At 67.0% G+C, this 20,035-nt stretch carries 18 protein-coding genes; 10 read left to right on the top strand and 8 right to left on the bottom strand.

Features of this window, described 5'->3' with window-relative positions; genetic code table 11:
- Positions 1-65 precede the first annotated feature (65 nt).
- From SMAL_RS11105 to SMAL_RS11095, 3 genes are all read left to right on the top strand, one after another.
- Positions 66-407: a type II toxin-antitoxin system prevent-host-death family antitoxin gene (locus tag SMAL_RS11105; RefSeq protein ID WP_012511227.1), complete on the top strand. Its 342-nt coding sequence runs from the start codon at positions 66-68 to the stop codon at positions 405-407.
- A 3-nt stretch (positions 408-410) separates the two neighbouring features.
- Positions 411-1,037, top strand: a complete 627-nt coding sequence (locus SMAL_RS11100; protein WP_012511226.1) for an ATPase — start codon at positions 411-413, stop codon at positions 1,035-1,037.
- 109 nt (positions 1,038-1,146) lie between these two features.
- The gene (locus SMAL_RS11095) at positions 1,147-1,788 is read left to right on the top strand and encodes a hypothetical protein (protein ID WP_012511225.1); all 642 of its coding nucleotides are present in this window, start codon (positions 1,147-1,149) and stop codon (positions 1,786-1,788) included.
- A 19-nt stretch (positions 1,789-1,807) separates the two neighbouring features.
- Here the strand turns inward: SMAL_RS11095 and proP are convergent, their stop codons facing one another.
- Both proP and SMAL_RS21275 read right to left on the bottom strand, forming a co-directional pair.
- On the bottom strand, positions 1,808-3,295 hold the full coding sequence (gene proP / locus SMAL_RS11090; protein ID WP_012511224.1) for a glycine betaine/L-proline transporter ProP: 1,488 nt from the start codon (positions 3,293-3,295) through the stop codon (positions 1,808-1,810).
- Positions 3,296-3,555: 260 nt separating this feature from the next.
- A complete protein-coding gene (locus SMAL_RS21275) occupies positions 3,556-3,684 on the bottom strand; it encodes a hypothetical protein (RefSeq protein WP_255303506.1) in 129 nt (42 codons plus the stop codon).
- Between the two features lie 474 nt (positions 3,685-4,158).
- On the opposite strand from SMAL_RS21275, the gene SMAL_RS11080 reads away from it, so the two are divergent.
- The 3 genes from SMAL_RS11080 to SMAL_RS11070 all read left to right on the top strand — a co-directional run bounded on the left by SMAL_RS11080 (position 4,159) and on the right by SMAL_RS11070 (position 7,355).
- Positions 4,159-4,575, top strand: a complete 417-nt coding sequence (locus SMAL_RS11080) for a host attachment family protein (RefSeq protein ID WP_012511222.1) — start codon at positions 4,159-4,161, stop codon at positions 4,573-4,575.
- 5 nt (positions 4,576-4,580) lie between these two features.
- Positions 4,581-4,904, top strand: coding sequence for a thioredoxin family protein (locus SMAL_RS11075; RefSeq protein ID WP_006370285.1), 324 nt, complete (start codon positions 4,581-4,583; stop codon positions 4,902-4,904).
- A 96-nt stretch (positions 4,905-5,000) separates the two neighbouring features.
- The gene (locus SMAL_RS11070) at positions 5,001-7,355 is read left to right on the top strand and encodes a GH92 family glycosyl hydrolase (RefSeq protein ID WP_012511221.1); all 2,355 of its coding nucleotides are present in this window, start codon (positions 5,001-5,003) and stop codon (positions 7,353-7,355) included.
- Positions 7,356-7,486: 131 nt separating this feature from the next.
- Here the strand turns inward: SMAL_RS11070 and SMAL_RS11065 are convergent, their stop codons facing one another.
- Both SMAL_RS11065 and SMAL_RS11060 read right to left on the bottom strand, forming a co-directional pair.
- The gene (locus SMAL_RS11065; RefSeq protein ID WP_012511220.1) at positions 7,487-8,860 is read right to left on the bottom strand and encodes a sensor histidine kinase; all 1,374 of its coding nucleotides are present in this window, start codon (positions 8,858-8,860) and stop codon (positions 7,487-7,489) included.
- A complete protein-coding gene (locus SMAL_RS11060; RefSeq protein ID WP_012511219.1) occupies positions 8,853-9,527 on the bottom strand; it encodes a response regulator in 675 nt (224 codons plus the stop codon). The genes SMAL_RS11065 and SMAL_RS11060 overlap by 8 nt, the downstream gene beginning before the upstream one ends.
- A 62-nt stretch (positions 9,528-9,589) precedes the next feature.
- Here SMAL_RS11060 and SMAL_RS11055 point away from each other — a divergent pair, with 62 nt between their 5' ends.
- From SMAL_RS11055 to SMAL_RS11045, 3 genes are read left to right on the top strand one after another with little or no spacing between them, the layout of a single operon-like run.
- Positions 9,590-10,837: a TolC family protein gene (locus SMAL_RS11055; RefSeq protein WP_012511218.1), complete on the top strand. Its 1,248-nt coding sequence runs from the start codon at positions 9,590-9,592 to the stop codon at positions 10,835-10,837.
- Positions 10,834-12,006, top strand: a complete 1,173-nt coding sequence (locus SMAL_RS11050) for an efflux RND transporter periplasmic adaptor subunit (RefSeq protein WP_012511217.1) — start codon at positions 10,834-10,836, stop codon at positions 12,004-12,006. The genes SMAL_RS11055 and SMAL_RS11050 overlap by 4 nt, the downstream gene beginning before the upstream one ends.
- Positions 12,003-15,080: an efflux RND transporter permease subunit gene (locus SMAL_RS11045; RefSeq protein ID WP_012511216.1), complete on the top strand. Its 3,078-nt coding sequence runs from the start codon at positions 12,003-12,005 to the stop codon at positions 15,078-15,080. Before SMAL_RS11050 ends, SMAL_RS11045 begins: the two co-directional genes overlap by 4 nt.
- A gap of 144 nt (positions 15,081-15,224) precedes the next feature.
- On the opposite strand, the gene SMAL_RS11040 is transcribed toward SMAL_RS11045, so the two are convergent.
- Positions 15,225-15,968 carry an SDR family oxidoreductase gene (locus SMAL_RS11040; RefSeq protein ID WP_012511215.1) on the bottom strand — a complete coding sequence of 248 codons (744 nt, stop codon included), beginning with the start codon at positions 15,966-15,968 and terminating at the stop codon, positions 15,225-15,227.
- A 106-nt stretch (positions 15,969-16,074) separates the two neighbouring features.
- Between SMAL_RS11040 and SMAL_RS11035 the strand changes: the two genes are divergently transcribed.
- Positions 16,075-16,968 carry a LysR family transcriptional regulator gene (locus tag SMAL_RS11035; protein WP_012511214.1) on the top strand — a complete coding sequence of 298 codons (894 nt, stop codon included), beginning with the start codon at positions 16,075-16,077 and terminating at the stop codon, positions 16,966-16,968.
- Between the two features lie 65 nt (positions 16,969-17,033).
- Here SMAL_RS11035 and SMAL_RS11030 read toward each other — a convergent pair whose 3' ends face one another.
- From SMAL_RS11030 to copD, 3 genes are read right to left on the bottom strand one after another with little or no spacing between them, the layout of a single operon-like run.
- The gene (locus tag SMAL_RS11030; protein WP_012511213.1) at positions 17,034-18,401 is read right to left on the bottom strand and encodes a heavy metal sensor histidine kinase; all 1,368 of its coding nucleotides are present in this window, start codon (positions 18,399-18,401) and stop codon (positions 17,034-17,036) included.
- Entirely contained in the window at positions 18,398-19,096 is a 699-nt protein-coding gene (locus SMAL_RS11025) for a heavy metal response regulator transcription factor (protein ID WP_006370165.1), read from the bottom strand. Before SMAL_RS11025 ends, SMAL_RS11030 begins: the two co-directional genes overlap by 4 nt.
- Before the next feature lie 45 nt (positions 19,097-19,141).
- On the bottom strand, positions 19,142-20,026 hold the full coding sequence (gene copD / locus SMAL_RS11020; protein WP_012511212.1) for a copper homeostasis membrane protein CopD: 885 nt from the start codon (positions 20,024-20,026) through the stop codon (positions 19,142-19,144).
- Positions 20,027-20,035: the final 9 nt, after the last annotated feature.

The raw sequence follows: 20,035 nt of genomic DNA, 5'->3' as shown, positions 1-20,035 counted from the left end.
ATTAATCCCCAATTTCGCCAAATTGGGTATAATGGCCATAGTCCACTTCTGTCTGGAGCCGTGCCATGACCCTCCCGCTGGATCTGCCAGGCCTTGAGAAGGCCCCGGCCTCGTCGGTGAAGACCCGGGGCTGGCCGAGCCTGATGCGCACCGTGCGCGAGAAGCAGGCGCTGGTCATCACCAACCATAATCATCCGGAAGCGGTGATCGTGGATATCCGCACGTATCAGGAGCTGCTGGCCAAGGCCGCCGGCGGTGATGCGGGTGAGCGCAGCGAGGAGCTGCTGCGCCTGCGCAGCGAGTTCGACCAGACCCTGGCCGGCCTGCAGCGCGGGGAAGGGCTGGGCAAGGTGCTGGGTCAGCCGATCCGTCGCGGCCGCAAGGTCACCCTCGGCCGTCCGCTCTGACCGATGGGGCGGATCCTGGTGCTGGCCGGCGTCAATGGCGCCGGCAAAAGTTCGCTGCTGGGTACCTGGCTGGAAGCCGAAGGGCTGGGCTGGTTCAATCCCGATTCGTTCACCCGCCGCCTGGTCGAGGCCGGCTGGCCGCTGCCCGAAGCCAATGCCGAGGCCTGGCAGGAAGGCACCCGCCGCCTCCGCCAGGCCATGGCCGATGGCACGGATTTCGCCTTCGAGACCACGTTGGGTGGCAACACCATTCCACGCCTGCTGCGCGAGGCCTGCGAGCAGCATCATGTGGCGGTATGGTTCTGCGGCCTGGCCACGGTCGAGCTGCATATCGCCCGCGTTGCGGCGCGGGTGGCGGCTGGTGGCCACGACATTCCAGTGGAGAAGATCCACGCCCGCTTTGATTCGGCACGCGAGAACCTGCTGGAGCTGCTGCCACACCTGGCCGAGCTGCATGTCTACGACAACAGCGCACCGGCCGATGCCGAGGGCTGTGTCGAGCCGCTGCCAGTGCTGGCGATGGAGCGCGGCCAGCTGCAATACCCGGTCTCGGTGGCCGAACTGCTGCATACGCCTGACTGGGCCAAGCCGATCGTGATGCGTGCGATGGAGTTGGACACCCCGCAGTAGATCCACGCCAGGCGTGGATGCCCTCCACAAATCGCGCGAAACCACGCCGTGCATGACTGGGCGCCACCGGAGCTGCGGTTAGACTGACCGCACACTCAAGGAGGATGACATGCACGGACCTGCAACGCTCCGCTCGACCCCGATCCGCCTGACGCTTGCAGCGCTGGCGCTGTCCTGCACGCCGGCGATGGCCGCGTCGCCCGCCGCCAAGCGACCATCGCCGCCCAGCCTGGTGCAGGCCTTGCACGCCGCCGAAGCCAGTCTGCGACTTATTCCAGGCGGCGATATCGAATCGGACTTCCGCCCGGCGTGGACGGCTGTTGCCGATCTCGATGGTGATGGCCGTTCGGAGGTTGTGTACTTCTACACATCTACCTACACCGGTGGCAGCTTCGCGCAAAGCAATGTGGTGGCGGTGATGACGGAGCTGACGGCGAACGATCCGCGCGGCCAGGCAAATCCGAAGAGTCTGTCGCGGATGGAGGCCGAGGATTTCGCGGCCATCCGGGAGTCAGGCTATGGCGATGATGCCGGCATCCAGATTCCTGGTGCGGTGCAGGCGATCCGAATCGAGGGCAACCGGATCATCGTTGCCTTCACTGTTACCGCGGGCGCAACGGTCTGCGAAATTCCCCGCGATTTTCGCCACGTCTGCCCGCCAGAGGGGCCCTATGAGTGGACCCTGCGCTGGACGCCCGGACAGCTGGCCCGCGAGGGCGGGGACGCCGAGGCGCCCCCGGACGGGGTGTGACATCGGTGCCGGCGTGGTATCAGGCCGGCTTGGGCGCCTCACCTTCACTTGCTTCCGGCAACGGCGGCAGGCTCGGGTCCACTGTCACTGGCAGATCGCTCTTCAGCAGCGCAGCGGCTTCCTTGTCACTGCCTACCGCCGGCGGTGAACCGCGCAGCGGCAGGCCGGCGGTTTCCTTCACGAACAGCATCGTGATCAGGCCGATCACCGCTGCGCCCATCAGGTAGTAGGCCGGCACCAGCGGGTCGCCGGTTCGTTCCACCAGCCACGCGGTCACCAGCGGCGTGGTGCCACCGAACAGCGACACCGAGACGTTGAAGGCGATCGACAGCGCGCTGTAGCGCACCGGTGTGTAGAACAGCGCTGGCAGGGTGGACGGCATCGAGCTGGTGAAGCACACCAAGGCCAGGCCCAGCAGCATCAGGCCGAGGAAGATCATCCAGTCGTTGCCGCTGCCGACCAGCAGCAGGCACGGAATGGCCAGCACCAGCAGCGCGATGCAGGCGCCGATGATCATCGGCCGGCGGCCGAGTTTGTCACTGAACAATCCACCGACGATGTTCAGCGGCATCATCACCAGCATCACGATGATGATCAGCAGCAGGCCCTTGCTCTCTGCGTAGCCCATGGTCACGCTGAGGTAGCTGGGCATGTAGGTCAGCAGCATGTAGTCGGTGACGTTGAACACCAGTACCAGGCCCATGCACACCAGCAGCTGGCGGCCGTGCACCTGGAACAGTGCACCCAGCCCCGGACGCTCGTGCTCGCGCTTCTCGGCTTCCTCGGCAAAGGCGCGGAACGCCGGGGTCTCTTCCAGTTTCATGCGCATGTACAGGCCGAGCAGGCCCAGCGGGCCAGCCACCAGGAACGGAATGCGCCAGCCCCAGTCCAGCATCTGTGCGTTGCTCAACAGCATGTGCAGTGCGGTGACCGTACCGGCGCCGGCGATGTAGCCGCCCAGCGTGCCGAACTCCAGCCAGCTGCCCATCAACCCGCGGTTGCGGTCGGTGGAATACTCGGCGATGAAGGTGGCCGCGCCGCCATATTCGCCACCGGTGGAAAAGCCCTGCACCACGCGCGCCAGCAGCAACAGCACCGGCGCCCAGATGCCGATGCGCTCATAGGAGGGAATCAGGCCGATCGAGAACGTGCCCAGCGCCATCAGGATCATGGTGAACGCCAGCACTTTCTGGCGCCCGTAGCGGTCGCCGAGCGGGCCGAACACCAGGCCGCCCAGCGGGCGCACCAGGAACGCCACGGTGAAGGTGGCGAACGCGGCGATTACCTGTGCGGTGGGGTTGCTGGACGGGAAGAACACCTGGCCGATGGTGACGGCCAGATAGCCGTAGACACCGAAGTCGAACCATTCCATCGCGTTGCCGAGTGCGGCGGCACCGACGGCACGCTTGAGCATGGGCTTGTCGACGACGGTGATCTCATCGACCTTGAGGTGGCGGCGGCGTTTGAACCAGCCAAAATGGGCATGGGAATCAGGCGTGTCCTGCATGGGGGCTCCCTTGTAGGTATGGAATAGGGGATGGGCGATGTGATGTGTCCCGGAAATCGGAAACGGCGATGCAGGCGCAAGTGGCGCAGGGGCATCGGAGCGCGGCGTGGGGGCCGGGGAATGTGTGCAGGCACAACGCCACGCGCACGGCAAAGCACCGCCGCAGGGGCGGAAACGCAGCAACGGGATCACATCGGCAGCGCAGTCAGCGGCCGGGTGTCACAGCAGCGTGGGGGATGCAGGCAGGGGGCCTGCGGGCGTCAGCCGCCGGGATCCAGCGCGAGGCGATGGAAATGCAGGGCGGGAGCAATCGTGGCAAGCGAAGCGCCGGTCGGCAGTGCTTTCCACGTAACAGGTGCGCCCGTCACGTAGTGGGTCGTGTCGATCATCCGTTCATGATAACGGCATCGACGTGAGCGTGCAGCGAAGCGGGCTGATCTGCACGCTGTGTTCCACGTCGCCTGTTCAGATGACTCAGGCCGACTTTGCCATCAATCCAAGCACGGTGCAGACCACCGCCACCGCACCCGGCAACGCCAGCCGTCGCGTAACCAGTGCGGCACCGACCACGGTCAACACGGAGAACATGATGGCGAGTGAGAACAGCGGTTGGCCCTGCAGGAACTGATGGATGCACCCTGCGCAGCCAGGATGGCCAGGCTGGTGGCGAAGTTGACGTGGAACAGTGAGCCAGCGTGCACAGTGGTTCCTCGCGATGATGGAGGTCAAGCGGCAGGCCGCTGGACAAATTTAGGGAGGATTGCAGATTGCGATGACCGGATCACGTCCTGTACGCGCGCCGGTGACATCGATGTGCATAGGGTGGAGCACACAGCAATTTTTTCTGACTGATGGAGGGTGCAATGGCGCGTACGATTCCCGAAGGAACATTGATCGTGGTGGCCGATGGTGGTTCGGCACGGGTGTTCACCAACGTGGGTAGCGCGCACCAGGTTGCGTTGAAGCAGGAAGGCGAGCTGCGCCTGCAGGACATCAGCGAGCAGGGCGTGTCAGGGCAGGGCCCGGCCCGTGCTGTGCCCAAGGACATGTCGATCTCGCAGCTCAATGAAGCGACGTTTGCCAAGCAGGTGGCCGAACAGCTCAACGAAGATGCGTTGAAGAACCGCTATGCGCACCTGGTGTTGATCGCCGACCCGACCACGCTGGGCCGCATCCGCCCGCTGCTGCACAAGGAGGTCCAGGCGCGATTGCTGGGCGATATCGCCAAGGATCTGACCAATGCGCCGCTGGAAGACATCCAGAAGGCACTGGCGGCATAGCGCTCATGTCGTTCATGCGTGATCACCTGCTGACCGAGCCCACCTCTGCGGAGGTGGAGGCGCAGGCGGGCTGGCAGCTGCTGGAATTCGGGACGGCCTGGTGCGGTCATTGCCAGGCCGCACAGCCGGCGTTGCGAGCTTTCGTCGAGGCGAACGATCTTCCGCACCGGAAGATCGAAGATGGCAAGGGCAAGCCATTGGGCCGCGCGTTCAAGGTGAAGCTGTGGCCGACGGTGGTGCTGCTGCGCAATGGCGAAGAGATCGCGCGGGTGGTAAGGCCGCTGAACAGCGCGGATCTCATGTCGTTGCAGAGCGCACTTCCCGGTTGACGATTGAACCGGGCGCGGGGCACCGGGCAGTCGCACTGCAGCATGCGGTGTGGCAGGCCCGGTGCTAGCATCCGGCAACCACCTGAATCGATCCAAATGCCGATGCCCACGCTGGACCGTCGTCTCCTGATCGCCGTCGCCGCCACGGCGATGCTCGCCTCCGGCCTGGCGTCGGCCGCTCCCGCCAAAACCGCCGCCGACAAGGCCTACGCCTCGGTCGACCCGTTCATTGGTACTGGAGGTGAAGGCCACACCTACCCCGGTGCCACGGTGCCGTTCGGCATGGTCCAGCTCAGCCCGGACACACGCATCCAGCCGCGCGAGAAGGCCTATGGCTGGGCGGCCGGCTACCGTTACGACGACAGCAGCATCGTCGGCTTCTCGCATACGCATTTTTCCGGCACCGGTCATTCGGACCTCGGCGACATCCTGCTGATGCCGTTCACCGGCACTCCCGGCCTGGAGCGCGGTGATCCGGAAAAGCCGCGCAGCGGCTATGCATCGCGCTTCCGGCACGCTGACGAGAAGGCCGAGCCGGGCTACTACGCGGTCACCCTGGATGACTACAAGGTGCGCGCCGAACTGACCACCAGTGCGCGCGTGGGCGTGCACCGCTATACGTTCCCCAAGGGCACCGACGCCAAGGTGCTGCTGGACATGCGCACCAGCATGTACGACTACCCGGGCAAGGTGCTGTGGTCGCGGGTACGGGTGCGCGCCGACGGCACGGTGACCGGCTTCCGCGAAACCCGTGGCTGGGCGCCGGGCCGCCAGCTGTATTTCGCGATGCGTTTCTCGCGGCCGCTTTCCGGGCATGAGCTGCACAACACCGAGCAGGACATTGTCTACAAGGGCTTCCCGCCGCCGGGCGAGAAGGATCCGGCGCAGCGTGCGCAGATCGAAGGGCGCCAGTTGGTCGGCACCTTCGCCTTCGGCAAGCTGGACGCACCGCTGGTGGTCAAGGTCGCGATCTCGCCGGTCAGCGAAGCCGGTGCCATTGCCAACCTCGACGCGGAAGTGGCCGGCTTCGATTTCGACCGCGTTCGCGCGCAGGCCAAGCAGGAATGGACGCAGGCGCTGTCGGTGCTGGATATCGACGCCCCCGAGCACGCCCGGCGCAGTGCCTATACCGCGCTGTACCACACCCTGCTGGGGCCGACGCTGTTCATGGATGCCGATGGCCAGTACCGCGGCTCGGACAACGCCGTGCACCAGGCCAAGGGTTATACCAACTACTCCACGTTCTCGCTGTGGGATACCTATCGCGCGCTGCATCCGTTGCTGACCCTGGTGCAGCCGGAGAAGCGCAACAGCGACTTCGTCAATTCCATGCTGGCCCACCATGAGCACAGCCCCTACGGCATGCTGCCGGTGTGGTCATTCCATGGCCTGGAAGACTGGTGCATGATCGGCTACCACGCCGTGCCGGTGATCGCCGACGCCTACGTGAAAGGTATCCGCGGCTTCGACGCCGACAAGGCGCTGAAGGCAATGGTCGAGACCGCCAACTACGGCCCGTACGATGGCATCGCGCAGTATCGCGAGCTGGGCTACGTGCCGATCGACGAGGAAGGTGAGGCGGCCAGCAAGACGCTGGAATATGCCTTCGATGACTGGACCATTGCTCGCATGGCACAGGCGATGGGCAAGACCGATGTTGCGGCCACCTTCGACAAGCGCGCCGGCAACTGGCGCAACGCCTTCGACAAAGACACCGGCTTCATGCGCGCACGCAAGCGCGATGGCAGCTTCCGCACGCCATTCGACCCCAGCGCCAGTGGATACGGCACCGACTACACCGAGGGCAATGCCTGGCAGTACTCCTGGTACGTGCCGCAGGATGTGGCCGGTCTGGCGGCAGCGCACGGTGGCAGTGACAAGCTGCTCGCGCGCCTGGACGAGGTGTTCAACGCCAAGGTCGATCCGTCCATCTTCGAGCACATGGAAGACATCACCGGGCTGATCGGCTGGTATGCACATGGCAACGAACCCAGCCACCATGTGGCCTACCTGTACTCGTACGCCGGCCAGCCGTGGCGCACCCAGGCGCGCCTGAAGCAGATCATGGACACCCAGTACGCCGACCGCCCCGATGGCCTGGCCGGCAATGATGACGTCGGCCAGATGTCGGCCTGGTACGTGTTCACCGCCTTGGGCTTCTATCCGGTGGCCCCGGGCTCGGGCGAGTACATCCTGGGTCGCCCGTTCCTGCCGAAGACCGCAATGCGCCTGCCGAACGGCAAGACGTTCACCATCGTGGCCGATGGGCTGGATGACAAGCACACCTATGTGGGCAATGTGAGCCTCAACGGCAAGCCATTGCAGCGCACCTTCCTGCGCCACGACGAGATCCTGGCAGGTGGCGAACTGCGCTTCAGCATGCAGGCCGAGCCGAACAGGGACTGGCCGGGGCAGGGCGCGCAGGCGCCGTACTCGATGAGCACGCTGTAACGGTAGCGCCGGGCCATGCCCGGCGTGATTCCGATGCGTGGAACTGTAGAGCCGAGCCCATGCTCGGCTCAGGCATCGTGCCAGGAGCAGCCGAGCATGGGCTCGGCTCTACAAGGGCAATTCGACAAAGGTCAGCGAAACCACAATCCCACCCGAGCGCCACCGATCGGGGCGGTATCGATCACCAGCGCCGCATCATGCCGCTGCGCGATCTCGGCCACGATCGCCAGCCCCAGCCCGCAGCCGTCGCCTTCCGTGCTGGCCCGGTAGAAGCGTTCCGTGACGCGTGCGCGCTCGGCTTCGGCGATGCCGGCGCCGTTATCGTCCACCCACACCAGCACGCCTTCGGCCTCCTGCCCAACGCCGAGGGTGATAACGCCACGCGAGGCACCGTAGCGCAGCGCGTTGTCCAGAAGGTTGCCCAGTGCCTCGCGCAGCAGCTGCGGATCGCCCTGTACCTGCATGCCGTCGTCGGGCCCGTCATAACCCAGGTCCACGCCTGCCGCGAGCGCTCGGTCGGCGTAGCGCTCCACTACGGCGCGCGCCAACGCGGCCAGGTCCACTGGCTGCAGCGGCAGTGCACTGCCATGCGGATCTTCGGATCGGCTGAGCATCAGCAGCTGGTTGACCAGATGCTGCAAGCGGGCCAACCCGGCCAGCGTGCCGGACAACGCCAGCTGCTGGGCCTGCGGATCATGCTGGCGCAATGAACTCTCCAGCTCCACCTGCATGGCCGCCAACGGTGTGCGCAGCTGATGTGCAGCGTTGCTGACGAAGCGCCGCTGCGCATCCTGCATCGCGTCCAGGCGCTGCAGCAGCGCGTTGTACGCCTCCACCGCCGGCCACAGTTCACGCGGGGCTTCCTGCGCTGGATCCAGCGGTGCCAACGGATCCGGCCGCGGGCTGGCCAGCTTCCTCGCGACCAGGTTGGCGTGGCGTGCGGCGGCGCCGGTGCCGGACCAGGCCAGCCACGCCGCCAGTGCCAGGATCGCGGCCTGGAACGGCACGCTGGTCAGCAGCAGCTTGCGTTCCAACCGGTGGCGCTTGCGCAGCGTCTCGGCCACGCGCAGCCGGATGTCATGGCCCGGCCCGGCGCTGACCACAACTTCAACCATGCGCACGGCCTGCCCGCGTAGCCGCGCGTCGTAGTACACCGCGTCGTCATTCCCAGCGGCGGCCATGGGGCGAGGTAGTGCCTCGGGCAGGTCGCCATACAGGCGCCCGCCATCCGCATCGACCACCTCGCCATGCACTTCGTCGGCGGTGTCCCAGGTGAACATGCGCGATACCGACGGGGTGATTTCGATGGATGCGCGGCCGTCCTGCACCGTCACCAGTTCGGACAACGACATCGCCGAATCCAGCAGCCAGCGGTCGTAGACCTGGCCGGCATAGAAGCGCGCCAACGCGAATGAACCCACCGCACTGCACAGCAGCAGCACCAGCAGCGGCAGCCACAGGCGCCGCAGCAGCAGGCCACGCAGGCTGTGCACGCGCTCAGTCACCCACGACCTCCAGCCGGTAGCCGAGGCCACGCAGCATGCGGATGCCGACGCCGGCGTGGGCCTGCTCCAGCTTGCGGCGCAGGCGGCTGACGTGCACCTCGATCACCGACAGGTTGGCCTCGTGGTCCCAGCTGTAAAGCGCATCGAACAGGCGCTGCTTGGTCACGGTGCGGCCGGGGTGCTGCATCAACGCTTCGACCAGCGACAGCTCGCGCGCGGTCAGCTCGATACGCTGGCCGTCCACCTGCACTTCGTTGCGGATGCTGTCGAAGCACAGCCGGCCCAATCGCTTCTGCGCCGGTGCGTCACTGCGGCGGCGCGACAACGCACGCAGGCGCGCTTCCAGCTCGCCCAGCGCGAATGGTTTTGCCAGATAGTCATCGCCGCCGCGGTCGAGGCCGAGGATGCGGTCCTCCACGCCATCGCGTGCGGTCAGGATCAGTACCGGCAAGGTGGCGCCATCGTTGCGCAGGCGCGACAGCAGGTCGAGGCCATCCACGTCCGGCAATGAAAGGTCGAGCACCATCACGTCATACGGAGCACTGGCCAGCGCCGCAGGCGCGTGCAGTCCGCGCGAGAGGTGGTCGCACAGATGGCCGGCACCCTGCAGGGCGCGGATCAGTCCATCGGCCAGGGCGGCATCGTCTTCGATCAGCAGGATTCGCATTGCAAGCTTCGTGCAAGGTTGGGGCAAGTTTGGCGCAAGTCCGTCACCTTACCGTGACGTGCATGAATTTCTCCCCTCGTCTTGCGGCGGTGCTGGCCGCTCTATTGTGCGCGCCTGCGGCTTCGGCGCTGTCCCTTGCAGAAGCGCAGCGTGCAATGGAAGCACACAACCCGGACCTGCGCGCGGCGGCACTGGAGCTGCGCGGTGTGCAGGGCGATGCGCAGACGGCGGCATTGCGCCCGGCCACCGAGCTGTCGCTCGGTACCAGCAAGATCAGCCCCAAGCATGGCATCGGCCCGGGGCGCTGGCAGGACAAGCGGGTGGACAGCACCGTGGGCCTGGGCTGGACCTTGGAACGTGGCGGCAAGCGTGCATTGCGCATCCGCCAGGCGGACGCGCTGCTGGAAGTGGCGGGGCTTGAGATGCTCGATACCCGGCGCCGACAACAGGTGGCGTTGCACGAAGCCTATTTCGGCCTGAAGGGCGCGCAGGAGCGGACGCTGATTGCCGACGCCAACCGCCGGAGTTCGGCCGAGCAGATGGCGGCGGCGGACAAACAGGTTGCGACAGGGGCGATGGCGCCGGTGGATCGCGCGCGGCTGGCGGTGGACGACCTGGCTGTGGCAGACGCGGCGCGCGAGGCAGCATTGGATCTGCGTGACGCGCGGCATGCGCTGGGCCTGCTGCTGGGCCGCGACGACAGCCGTGACCTCAGCGCAGATGATCCCTGGCCAGACCCTGCTGGCAGGGCCGACTCGCGTGCATTCGACCCGCAGCAGCGCGCCGATCTGCGTGCCGCGCGCTCGCGCCTGGCGGCTGCTGATGCAGGCGTCGCACTGGCACGCAGCGAGCGCCACCGCGATATCCAGTTGGGCATGGAGGCCGAACGAGAGCCGACCGACATCAGCGGTGTCACCTGGGGCGTGTCGTTGACCATTCCGCTGGGTGGGCCGTCGCGGGCGCGCGGCGCGATCCAGCGTGCCGAGGCCGACCGCGACAGCGCCGCCCTGGAATTGCAGGTGCTGCAGCGCGAAGCACGCGCCGAACTGGACCAGCTGCAGGCCAGCGCACAGTCCGCCGCACAGCGCCGCAGTGACTACGAAGGACTGCAGTCCGACGCCGCACGCAAGGCGGTGCAGGGCATCGAGCTGGCCTACCGGCGTGGTGCTGCCAGCCTGACCGACCTGCTGGACGCGCGCCGCAGCTGGCGCGAGTTCGAGGCCGCGCTGATTGAAGCGCGTGCCGACCATGCCATTGCCCTGGCGCGCTGGGAAGCGGCCACATCCGTTGCTGAAGGAGAGTCCCGATGAAGTCCACCGTCACTTATCGCCCGCAGGCGCGACACGCCGTGCTGCCGGCCTTGCTGGCGCTGGCCCTGCTGGGCGGCTGCGGTCGCGAGCCAGCATCCTATCTTGAGGATGCGCCTCAGGTCAGCGCCGGCCAGATCCAGTTTCCCGCCGACAGCCGCCAGCTGGACGTGCTGCGCAGCGAGGCGGTGAGTGCCGGCGCCAGCGCCAGCCTGCAGTTGCCGGGCCGGGTGGTCTGGGATGAGACGCGCTCCAGCGCACTCCACACGCCGCTGCCGGGGCAGGTGGCGCGCATCGAGGCACAGCCGGGGCAGAAGGTGAAGGCTGGCCAGGTGATCGCCTGGATCACCTCGCCCGAGTTCGGCCAGGCCCAGGCTGAAGGTGCGCGTGGCCGCGCCGAGCTGCAGCAGGCACGCAAGGAACTGGACCGTACCCGCGAACTGCATGCGGCGGGAGTGGCGTCGGGTCGTGAACTGGACGAGGCCGAGGCCAACTTCGCTGGCAGCCAGGCCGATCATGCGCGCACGACTGCCTTCGCCAAGGCCTATGGCAACGGCCAGCGCGTCGATCAGCGCCTGCCGCTGCGCGCGCCCATCGATGGCGTGCTGGTGGAGCGGCGGATGAGCCCGGGCATGTCGGTCAGCCCGGACAGTGAACAGCCGTTGGCAGTGATCGGCGATCCGGACCGCCTGTGGCTGTTGCTGGATGTTCCTGAGAGCCTCGCCGGACGCTTGAAGGCGGGCATGCAGGTGAGCGTGCCCGGCGCCGATGGACAGCCACTGCAGGCGACCCTGCAGCACGTGGATGACTTCGTCGACAGCGAACGCCGTGTGGTGCAGGCACGCGCCGAGCTGGACAATCGCGCGCGCGCCTTCAAGGCCGGGCAGTACGTGCGTGCCCAGGTGGCGTTGCCGGCCGAGGGCGGTGTCTCATTGCCCGATGCCGCGGTGCTGCTGATCGACGGCACGCAGGTGGTGTTCGTGGAAGAGGGCAAGGGCTGCTTCGTGCGTCGCGCCGTGCACGCGGAGGAGCTGGGTGACGGCCGGCTGTGGGTACGTGAGGGCCTCGCCGCCGGCAGCCGGGTGGTGGTCGAAGGCGGCCTGCTGCTGCAGCAGCTGGTCGACAGCGCTCCGGCAGCCGTCAGCACCGGTAGCGGGCACGCTGCGCCATGATCGATCGCCTGATTGCCTACTGCCTGCGCCAGCCATTGATGGTGATGCTGGCACTGCTGCTGTTCATCGGCGCTGGCATTGCCGCGTTCCGCGTACTGCCGGTGGAAGCCTTCCCGGATGTGTCGGACACCCAGGTAACGGTGGTGTCGCTGCACCCGGGCCGCGCCGCCGAAGAGGTGGAGCGCGAAGTGACAATGCCGCTGGAAGTGGCGCTGTCCGGCATCCCGCATTCGGTGCGGGTGTTCTCGCATACCCAGTTCGGCCTGTCGATGATCATCCTGACCTTCGACGACAAGGCCGACGACTATTTCGCGCGCCAGCAGGTGCTGGAGCGCTTGCAGGGTGTGGAGCTGCCAGAAGGGGTGACCCCGGAGCTGGAGGCGATGAGCTCTGCGGTGGGCGAGATCTACCGCTACGTGCTCAAGGGCCCGCACATGACGCCGACCCAGCTGCGCACCGTCCAGGAATGGACGATGGAGCGCAGCTTGCGCACCGTGCCGGGCGTGGCCGATGTGATCAGCTTCGGTGGCTTCGCGCGCACCTTCCAGGTCAAGCCGGACCTGGACAAGCTGCGTGACCGCGGCATCAGCCTCGGCGAGTTCGCCGAGGCACTGGAAAAGGGCAGCTCCAACGCCGGCGGCGGCTACGTGGAGCGCGGGCAGCAGCAGTTCCTGATCCGCGGCGTGGGCCTGATGCGTTCGCCGGCCGACATCGGCAACGTGGTGGTGGCGCAGCGTGGGGGCACGCCGATCCTGGTGCGCGACCTCGCCGGCATCGCCGATACCGGCCTGCCACGGCAGGGCCTGGTCGGCCAGGACGACAATGACGATGCGGTGTTCGGCATGGTGCTGATGCGCAAGGGCGAGAATCCGTCCGACGTGCTCGACGCTCTGCATGCGCGCATCGCCGAGATCGAGGCGAACCAGCTGCCGGCCGGGGTCAGCATCGAGCCGTTCTATGACCGCTCGTGGCTGGTCACGACCACGCTGAAGACGGTCTTCCGCAACCTGCTGGAAGGTGCGGTGCTGGTGTTCCTGGTGCTGTGGCTGTTCCTGTACAACGCCCGCGCCGCGCTGATCGTGGCGGCGATGATGCCGCTGGCGCTGCTGTCGACCTTCCTCGGCCTGCACCTGTGGGGCGTGCCGGCCAACCTGCTGTCCTTGGGTGCGATGGACTTCGGCATCATCATCGATGGCGCGGTGATCGTCACCGAGCACATCGTCTCGCGATTGTCGAAGCTGCCACCTACGGCCGATCGGAAGACGCGGTTCTCGACCATTCTTTCGGCCGCATCGGAAGTGGGCCGACCGACGTTCTTCTCGATGCTGATCATCATCGCCGCGCACATCCCGATCTTCACCCTGCAGCGCCAGGAAGGCCGCATGTTCGCGCCGATGGCGTACTCGGTGACCTCTGCGCTGATCGGTGCGTTGATCCTGGCGCTGACCGTGGTGCCGCTGTTCTGCTACTGGTGGCTGCGGCGCGACCGCATGCGCGACGGCAACCCGCTGATGGACCGCCTGACCGACTGGTACCGGCCGATCCTGGAGCGCGCACTGGCCCGGCCACGTGCGGTGGTGCTGACCGCAGTTGCGTTGCTGGTGGGTACGTTGGCACTGGGTACCCGCCTGGGCTCGGAGTTCCTGCCCGAGCTGGACGAAGGGTCGATCTGGCTGACCGCCACACTCGATCCCAGCACCAGCCTGGCCGAAGCGCAGCAGCAGTCGCGGCGCATCCGCGAGCTGGTCGGCACCTTCCCGCAGGTGTCGACGGTGGTGGCCAAGCTGGGGCGCCCGGAAGACGGCTCCGATGCCAAGGGCGCCAACCAGATCGAGGCACTGGTGGCGTTGAAGCCGGAGAAGGAATGGCCGAAGGGTGTGGACAAGCGGCAGCTGGTCAGCGACCTGCAGCGCACCCTGGAGCAACGCATTCCGGGGCCGGAGTTCTCGATCTCGCAACCGGTGCGCGACAACATCCTGGAGAGCATCTCGCAGATCAAGGGCCAGGTGGTGATCAAGGTCAGCGGCTCTGATCTGGATGTGCTCAACCAGCACGCACAGGCCATCCTGGGCCAGGTGCGCGGGGTGGAGGGCGTGGAGAGCGCCTTCATCGACCGCGATGGTTCGTTGCCGCAGCTGCAGATCGAGATCGACCGCGACCGTGCAGCCCACTATGGCCTGAATGTGCGCGACATCGACGAGGTGATCGAGACCGCGCTGGGCGGGCGCCAGGTCGGCGAGCTGTGGGAGGGCGATCGCAAGTTCCCGATCACGCTGCGCCTGGACGATGCCGACCGCGACCTGCAACGGCTGCGTACGGTGCCAGTGGGTATCGGCGATGGCCACACGGTGACGCTGTCCGACGTGGCCGACTTCCGCATGGCCAGCGGCGCGATCAACATCTCGCGCGAGAACGCGCAGCGGGTGAAGGCGGTCAGCATCTTCATCGCCGGCCGTGACATGGGCAGCGTGGTGGCAGACATGCGCAAGCGCGTGGATGCCAGCGTGCAGCTGCCGGAAGGCTACCGGCTGGAATGGTCCGGCGAGTTCGAGAACCAGCAGCGCGCGATGAAACGGCTGGGCTGGGTCATCCCGCTGTCGGTGCTGCTCATCTTCGTGCTGCTGTTCGATGCCTTCAAGGACATCAGCAGCGCCGCACTGATCCTGGCCAACGTGCCACTGGCGATGATCGGCGGCATCCTGGCCCTGTGGTTGACCGGCATTCCACTGTCGGTGTCGGCGGCGATCGGATTCATTGCGTTGTTCGGACAAGCGGTGCTGAACGGGGTAGTGATGCTCAGTCGCTTCGCCCAGCTGCGCGAGCAGGGCATGGACCTGCTGCAGTCGGTGGTGCAGGGCTCGCTGCAGCGCCTGCGCACGGTGCTGATGACCGCGCTGCTGGCGATGTTCGGCCTGCTGCCGATGGCGACCTCGCATGCGATCGGTGCCGAGACCCAGAAGCCGCTGGCGGTGGTGGTGATCGGCGGCCTGCTGTCAGCGATGCTGCTGACCCTGCTGGTACTGCCCACGCTGTACTACTGGGTGCACCGGCGTCGCGAGGCCCGCGCCGGCTGACGACGTGTAGAGCCGAGCCATGCTCGGCTGCTTCTGGCCTTTGCGTGAAGAGCAGCCGAGCATGGGCTCGGCTCTACCGAGTCTCCGCGCCACGCGTAGATGCGATCAGTAGATCCACGCCATGCGTGGATGCCGTCCGCGCAGTTACACCATCCCGCCATTGGCGCGCAGCACCTGGCCGTTGATCCACCCGCCATCGGCACCGGCCAGGAAGGCCACCGCTCCGGCGATGTCCTCCGGCGTGCCCAGTCGCTCCAGGGGATTCATCTTTGCCAGCCGCTCGATCAGCTCCGGTGCCTTGCCATCCAGGAACAGGTCGGTGGCAGTCGGGCCGGGCGCCACGGCGTTCACGGTGATGTTGCGCCCGCGCAGCTCCTTGCTGAGGATCGCGCCCAGCGTCTCCACCGCCGCCTTGCTGGCGGCATACACGCTGTAGTTCTCCAGCTTGATGCCGACCACGCTGGTGGACAGGCTGATCAGGCGGCCGCCGTCACGCACCCGGCGCGCGCTCTCGCGCAGCACGTTGAAGGCGCCCTTCAGGTTGATGCCGATGACCCGTTCGAACAGTGCGTCGTCACTGTCGGCCAGCGTCGCCAGCTGCAGTACGCCAGCACTGTTCACCACTACGTCGATGCCGCCGAAGCGGGCTTCGATGGCGTCGAACAGTTGGCGCACCGCCTGCGGGTCGGCCACATCGGCCTGCAGCGCGATGGCCTGCGCACCAGTGGCCGTGAGTTCGGCGGCCAGTGCCTCGGCATCATCGCGGCGGCCGGCGTAGTTGATCGCCACGGCATGGCCGTTGGCGGCGAGGCGGCGCGAAATGGCAGCGCCGATGCCACGGGAACCACCGGTGACCAGGGCGACACGGCGGGTGGAGGAGGTGGGCATGGTCGGTTCCAGCAGGGCGCGCCGGACTGGCGCAGTGCCATCTTCGCCATCTCATCAGTCCGGATAATCATGCATAATCCGCCAACATCATCCGGGTAGCCGAACAATGGACCGTTTCACGGCCATGCGCGCCTTCGTCCGTATCGTCGAGCGCCGCAGCTTCACCCGTGCCTCCGAGGACCTCGGCCTGCCGCGGGCCACGGTGACCGATGCGATCAAGGCGCTGGAGAATCGGCTGGGCGTGCGCCTGCTGCACCGGACCACGCGGCTGGTGGTGCCGACCCTGGAAGGCGAGGCCTTCTATGGCCGTTGCCTGCGCCTGATCGCCGACATGGACGACGCTGAAGCCGCGTTCCGTGACGTGCCACCACGCGGCCCGCTGCGGATTGAAGTGCATGGCACGCTGGGCCGGCACCTGCTGTTTCCGCACCTTCCGGACTTTCTGCAGCGCTACCCTGAGATCGAACTGGAGGTCAACGAGGGCGATCGCTATGTCGATCTTCTGCGCGAAGGCGTGGATGCGGCGATGCGGGTGGGGACGCTGGCCGACAGCGATCTGGCGGCGCGCCGGTTGACGATGCTGCGCGAGGTCACGGTGGCCTCGCCAAGCTACGTGCAGGCCAGAGGCGTGCCGGGCAGCATCGATGCCCTGCAGGACGGCCACCAGATGGTCGGTTACCGCTCAAGTGCCACCGGCCAGCTGATACCACTGGAGTTCCAGCAGACTGGCCAGATCCGCTATGTCCCGCTGCCCGCGCGGGTGAGGGTTTCCGGCGCCGATGCCTTCCTCGGTGCCGCGCTGGCAGGGCTGGGCATCATCCAGGCGCCGCGCTACCGGATGAACCCTTACATTGCGCGCGGGCAGCTGGTCGAGCTGTTGCCGGACGCACCGCCGACGCCGAGCCCGTTGAGCCTGGTCTACCCGCGCAACCGCACGCCGTCGCCGCGGCTGCGGGTGTTCATCGATTGGGTGGCCGCGGTGTTCGACCAAATGGGGTAGTGCCGGCCGCTGGCCGGCAACTGCAATACGCCGGGTGTGCATGGGCTGCCGGCCAGCGGCCGGCACTACCAGGTGGCAGCGCTTGGCAACACCAGTTCGAACACAGTGCCGGTTTCGTCCGACGCAACGCTCACGCTGCCGCCATGCGCCTGCACGATGGCACGGGTAATCGCCAGACCCAGCCCGACGCCTTCATGGCGGCCTCGCTCGCCCCGGTAGAAACGGTCAAACAGGCGCGGCAGGGCTTCGGCGGCAATCGGCGTGCCTCTGTTGTGCACGCTGATCCGGCACACGCCATCAATCCCGGAAAGCCGCACGACCACTTCGCTTCCTGGCACCGCATGCTTCAACGCATTGGACAACAGGTTGGCGATTGCCCGATGCAGCATCAGCCGGTTGCCTTCCACGCGCACGTCGCCGTCGCGGCGCAGGGCCAATTGCCGGTCCTCGGCCAGCAGCCCATAGAACTCCAGCAGCGAATCCACCACCGCATCCAGCGCCACCGGCTCGCGCGAAGGCAGTGCGCCCGGCGCCTCGGCCTGCGCCAGATACAGCAGGTCACCCACGGTCTGCGCCAACTGCTGCAGTTCTTCGGCGCACGAGGCCAGCGTCTCACGGTAGGCCTCGTTGCTGCGCGGGTGGGCCAGCACCACCTGTACCTGGGTCAGCATGTTGGTGATCGGCGTGCGCAGCTCGTGGGCCAGATCACCGGAGAATTCGGTCAGGCGCGCGAAGTCCTGCTGTAATCGCGCCAGCATGCCGTTGAGGGTCTGCGCCAGCTGTTCCAGCTCGGCCGGCGCGCTGCGCGCGTTCAACCGCCGTTGCAGGCGCCCTGCGGTGATCTGACGGGCTTCATCGGCCAGCGTCCGCAGCGGCCGCAGCGTTCGCCGCACCACATAGCCACCCAGCAGGCTGCTGGCCACGGCGGCACCGATGATGGCGATCGCCAGCAGGTGGCGGAAGCGCTGCAGGAAGTCTGCATGGCGGGCGTCATCAATGGCCAGCAGGATCAGCAGCTGGCTGCCGTCGGCCAGGGTCTGGCGCAGGTGCAGTGCATGCATGCACGTTCCGTCGGCAAGGATCCAGTCGTGCCGACGGAAGGCACTGTCGACAGGCTGGCTGCGTGCGTGTTCGCGCAGCAGCGCTGGCGCGGTGGAAAACAGCACGGTGCCGTCTCCATCAACGATATGGAAGGCGATATCCGGATGGTGGCTCAGCGCCTCTGCCAGTCGCTGCCAGCGAACGGACGCAGGCCCATTGCCGGCCAGGTCGCTGATCAACGCGACCTTGTTCTCCAGCTCGGTGAAATCCTGTGCGACCAGATCGTGACGGGCACTGACATAGATCGCCACGCCCAGTGCCGCCAGCACCAGCGTGGCCACGGTGGCGAACAGCAGCGTCAGCCGCACCGCGATGGAGCGGCGCAGGCTCATCCGTTGCGCGCGGCGCCGTCGTCCGGCGCCTCCAGTACATAGCCCATGCCGCGCACGGTAATGATCAGCTTGTCGGCGAAATCATCGTCGATCTTGGCGCGCAGGCGGCGGATCGCCACATCGATGACATTGGTGTCGCTGTCGAAGTTCATGTCCCACACCTGCGAGGCGATCAGCGAGCGCGGCAGCACTTCGCCACGGCGGCGTGCCAGCAGCTCCAGCAGGGTGTACTCCTTCTGGCTGAGCGCGATGCGCTGGCCGCCACGCTCCACCCGGCGGCGCTGGGTATCCACCACCAGGTCGGCAATGACGATGCGTTCAACCTGCGGCACCGCCTGGCCGCGGCGCAGCAGCGTGCGCACGCGCGCCAGCAGCTCGGCGAAAGCGAAGGGCTTGGCCAGGTAGTCATCGGCGCCCAGCTCCAGGCCCTGCACGCGGTCGGCGATGCTGCTGCGCGCGGTCAGGAACAGCACCGGCAGCGGCCAGCCGGCTCCACGCAGCCGCGACAGCACGGTCCAGCCATCCAGGCCGGGCAGCATCACATCGAGGATGACCAGCTGGTACTCGCCACTCTCGGCCAGATGCAGGCCGTCGATGCCGTTGCTGGCGAGGTCGACCACATAGCCGGCCTCGATCAGGCCCTGGCGCAGGTAGTTGCCGGTCTTGGGTTCGTCTTCGACGATCAGCAGTTTCATGATGCGGCCATCATCGCAGCTTGCGGGTGGGTCGGCAGCGGTGGTTCATGCCACCGGGTCCAGGGTGCCGAGTACCGCTACACAGGCCAGCACCAGCAGCGCCAGCACCGCTTCGCAGGCCAGGCTGTGGCGCAGCGAACGCAGTGGCCTGGGTTGCCAGCCTCCGCGGATGGAAACCGCCAGCGCCGGCACCAGCCGCCAGCGATGCAGCGCGGCCAGCCCAAGCATGCCGCCGACCAGGGCCAGTTTGAGCAGCAGCCAGCGCCCATGTGCGGTTTCGGCCAGGGTGTGCAGCGAGCCGCCGAGATCGACATAGGTATAGGTGCCGGTCATCGCCAGCAGGGCGACGATGATTGTGCCGGGCACAGCGAAGCTGTGCGCGGCCTGCCACAGCTCGCGGGTGCGTTCGCGCAGACGCAGGCCCTGCGGTCGCAGCGCCAGCTGCAGGATGGCGGCGATCGCCCCGACCCAGGCGCCGGCGGCCAGCAGATGCAGCATGCCGGCGCCGAGCCGAAGCGTGCCGCCGAGCCCGTCGCCGGCGGCGGCATGGCCATTCCAGGAAAGGCTGGCCAATGCGCTGGCAGACAGTGCCAGCAGTGCGAGGCGGCGCAGGCCCTGTACGGGGCGGTTGATGGCCAGCAGTGGCAACATTGCCAGTACGGCCAGGATGCGCAGCAGGCCCGCTTCACCCACCGGCGTACCGGCAAGAAACCAGCGCGCGGTCTCGCCGTCGATGTCGGCCGGCGATACGCCAAGCACGCCGGACAACCGGGTCACCGCGTCGGTGATGACCAGTACCAACGCGATCACGGTGAGCGTCAGCGAGACGCCGCGCGGCAGCCCGGGCCGGACGAACAGCATCCGCCCGAACAGCAGCATCAACACGGCATACAGCACCAGCCGCAGCGCATACGGCGAAAGCTCGGCCACAGCGGTGGC

It is taken from the genome of Stenotrophomonas maltophilia R551-3, assembly GCF_000020665.1.
In the GTDB taxonomy this organism is placed as follows: Bacteria; Pseudomonadota; Gammaproteobacteria; order Xanthomonadales; family Xanthomonadaceae; genus Stenotrophomonas; species Stenotrophomonas maltophilia_L.
Note: the sequence above shows the minus strand (reverse complement) of the source record. Positions and strands in the feature narration are given on the sequence as shown.

What these genes read in the sequence shown, in the direction of transcription:
- SMAL_RS11105 (WP_012511227.1), top strand. Translation starts at nt 66, where the DNA reads ATGACCCTCCCGCTGGATCTGCCAGGCCTTGAGAAGGCCCCGGCCTCG.
- SMAL_RS11100 (WP_012511226.1), top strand. Translation starts at nt 411, where the DNA reads ATGGGGCGGATCCTGGTGCTGGCCGGCGTCAATGGCGCCGGCAAAAGT.
- SMAL_RS11095 (WP_012511225.1), top strand. Translation starts at nt 1,147, where the DNA reads ATGCACGGACCTGCAACGCTCCGCTCGACCCCGATCCGCCTGACGCTT.
- proP (WP_012511224.1), bottom strand. Translation starts at nt 3,295, where the DNA reads ATGCAGGACACGCCTGATTCCCATGCCCATTTTGGCTGGTTCAAACGC.
- SMAL_RS21275 (WP_255303506.1), bottom strand. Translation starts at nt 3,684, where the DNA reads ATGATCGACACGACCCACTACGTGACGGGCGCACCTGTTACGTGGAAA.
- SMAL_RS11080 (WP_012511222.1), top strand. Translation starts at nt 4,159, where the DNA reads ATGGCGCGTACGATTCCCGAAGGAACATTGATCGTGGTGGCCGATGGT.
- SMAL_RS11075 (WP_006370285.1), top strand. Translation starts at nt 4,581, where the DNA reads ATGTCGTTCATGCGTGATCACCTGCTGACCGAGCCCACCTCTGCGGAG.
- SMAL_RS11070 (WP_012511221.1), top strand. Translation starts at nt 5,001, where the DNA reads ATGCCGATGCCCACGCTGGACCGTCGTCTCCTGATCGCCGTCGCCGCC.
- SMAL_RS11060 (WP_012511219.1), bottom strand. Translation starts at nt 9,527, where the DNA reads ATGCGAATCCTGCTGATCGAAGACGATGCCGCCCTGGCCGATGGACTG.
- SMAL_RS11055 (WP_012511218.1), top strand. Translation starts at nt 9,590, where the DNA reads ATGAATTTCTCCCCTCGTCTTGCGGCGGTGCTGGCCGCTCTATTGTGC.
- SMAL_RS11050 (WP_012511217.1), top strand. Translation starts at nt 10,834, where the DNA reads ATGAAGTCCACCGTCACTTATCGCCCGCAGGCGCGACACGCCGTGCTG.
- SMAL_RS11045 (WP_012511216.1), top strand. Translation starts at nt 12,003, where the DNA reads ATGATCGATCGCCTGATTGCCTACTGCCTGCGCCAGCCATTGATGGTG.
- SMAL_RS11040 (WP_012511215.1), bottom strand. Translation starts at nt 15,968, where the DNA reads ATGCCCACCTCCTCCACCCGCCGTGTCGCCCTGGTCACCGGTGGTTCC.
- SMAL_RS11035 (WP_012511214.1), top strand. Translation starts at nt 16,075, where the DNA reads ATGGACCGTTTCACGGCCATGCGCGCCTTCGTCCGTATCGTCGAGCGC.
- SMAL_RS11030 (WP_012511213.1), bottom strand. Translation starts at nt 18,401, where the DNA reads ATGAGCCTGCGCCGCTCCATCGCGGTGCGGCTGACGCTGCTGTTCGCC.
- SMAL_RS11025 (WP_006370165.1), bottom strand. Translation starts at nt 19,096, where the DNA reads ATGAAACTGCTGATCGTCGAAGACGAACCCAAGACCGGCAACTACCTG.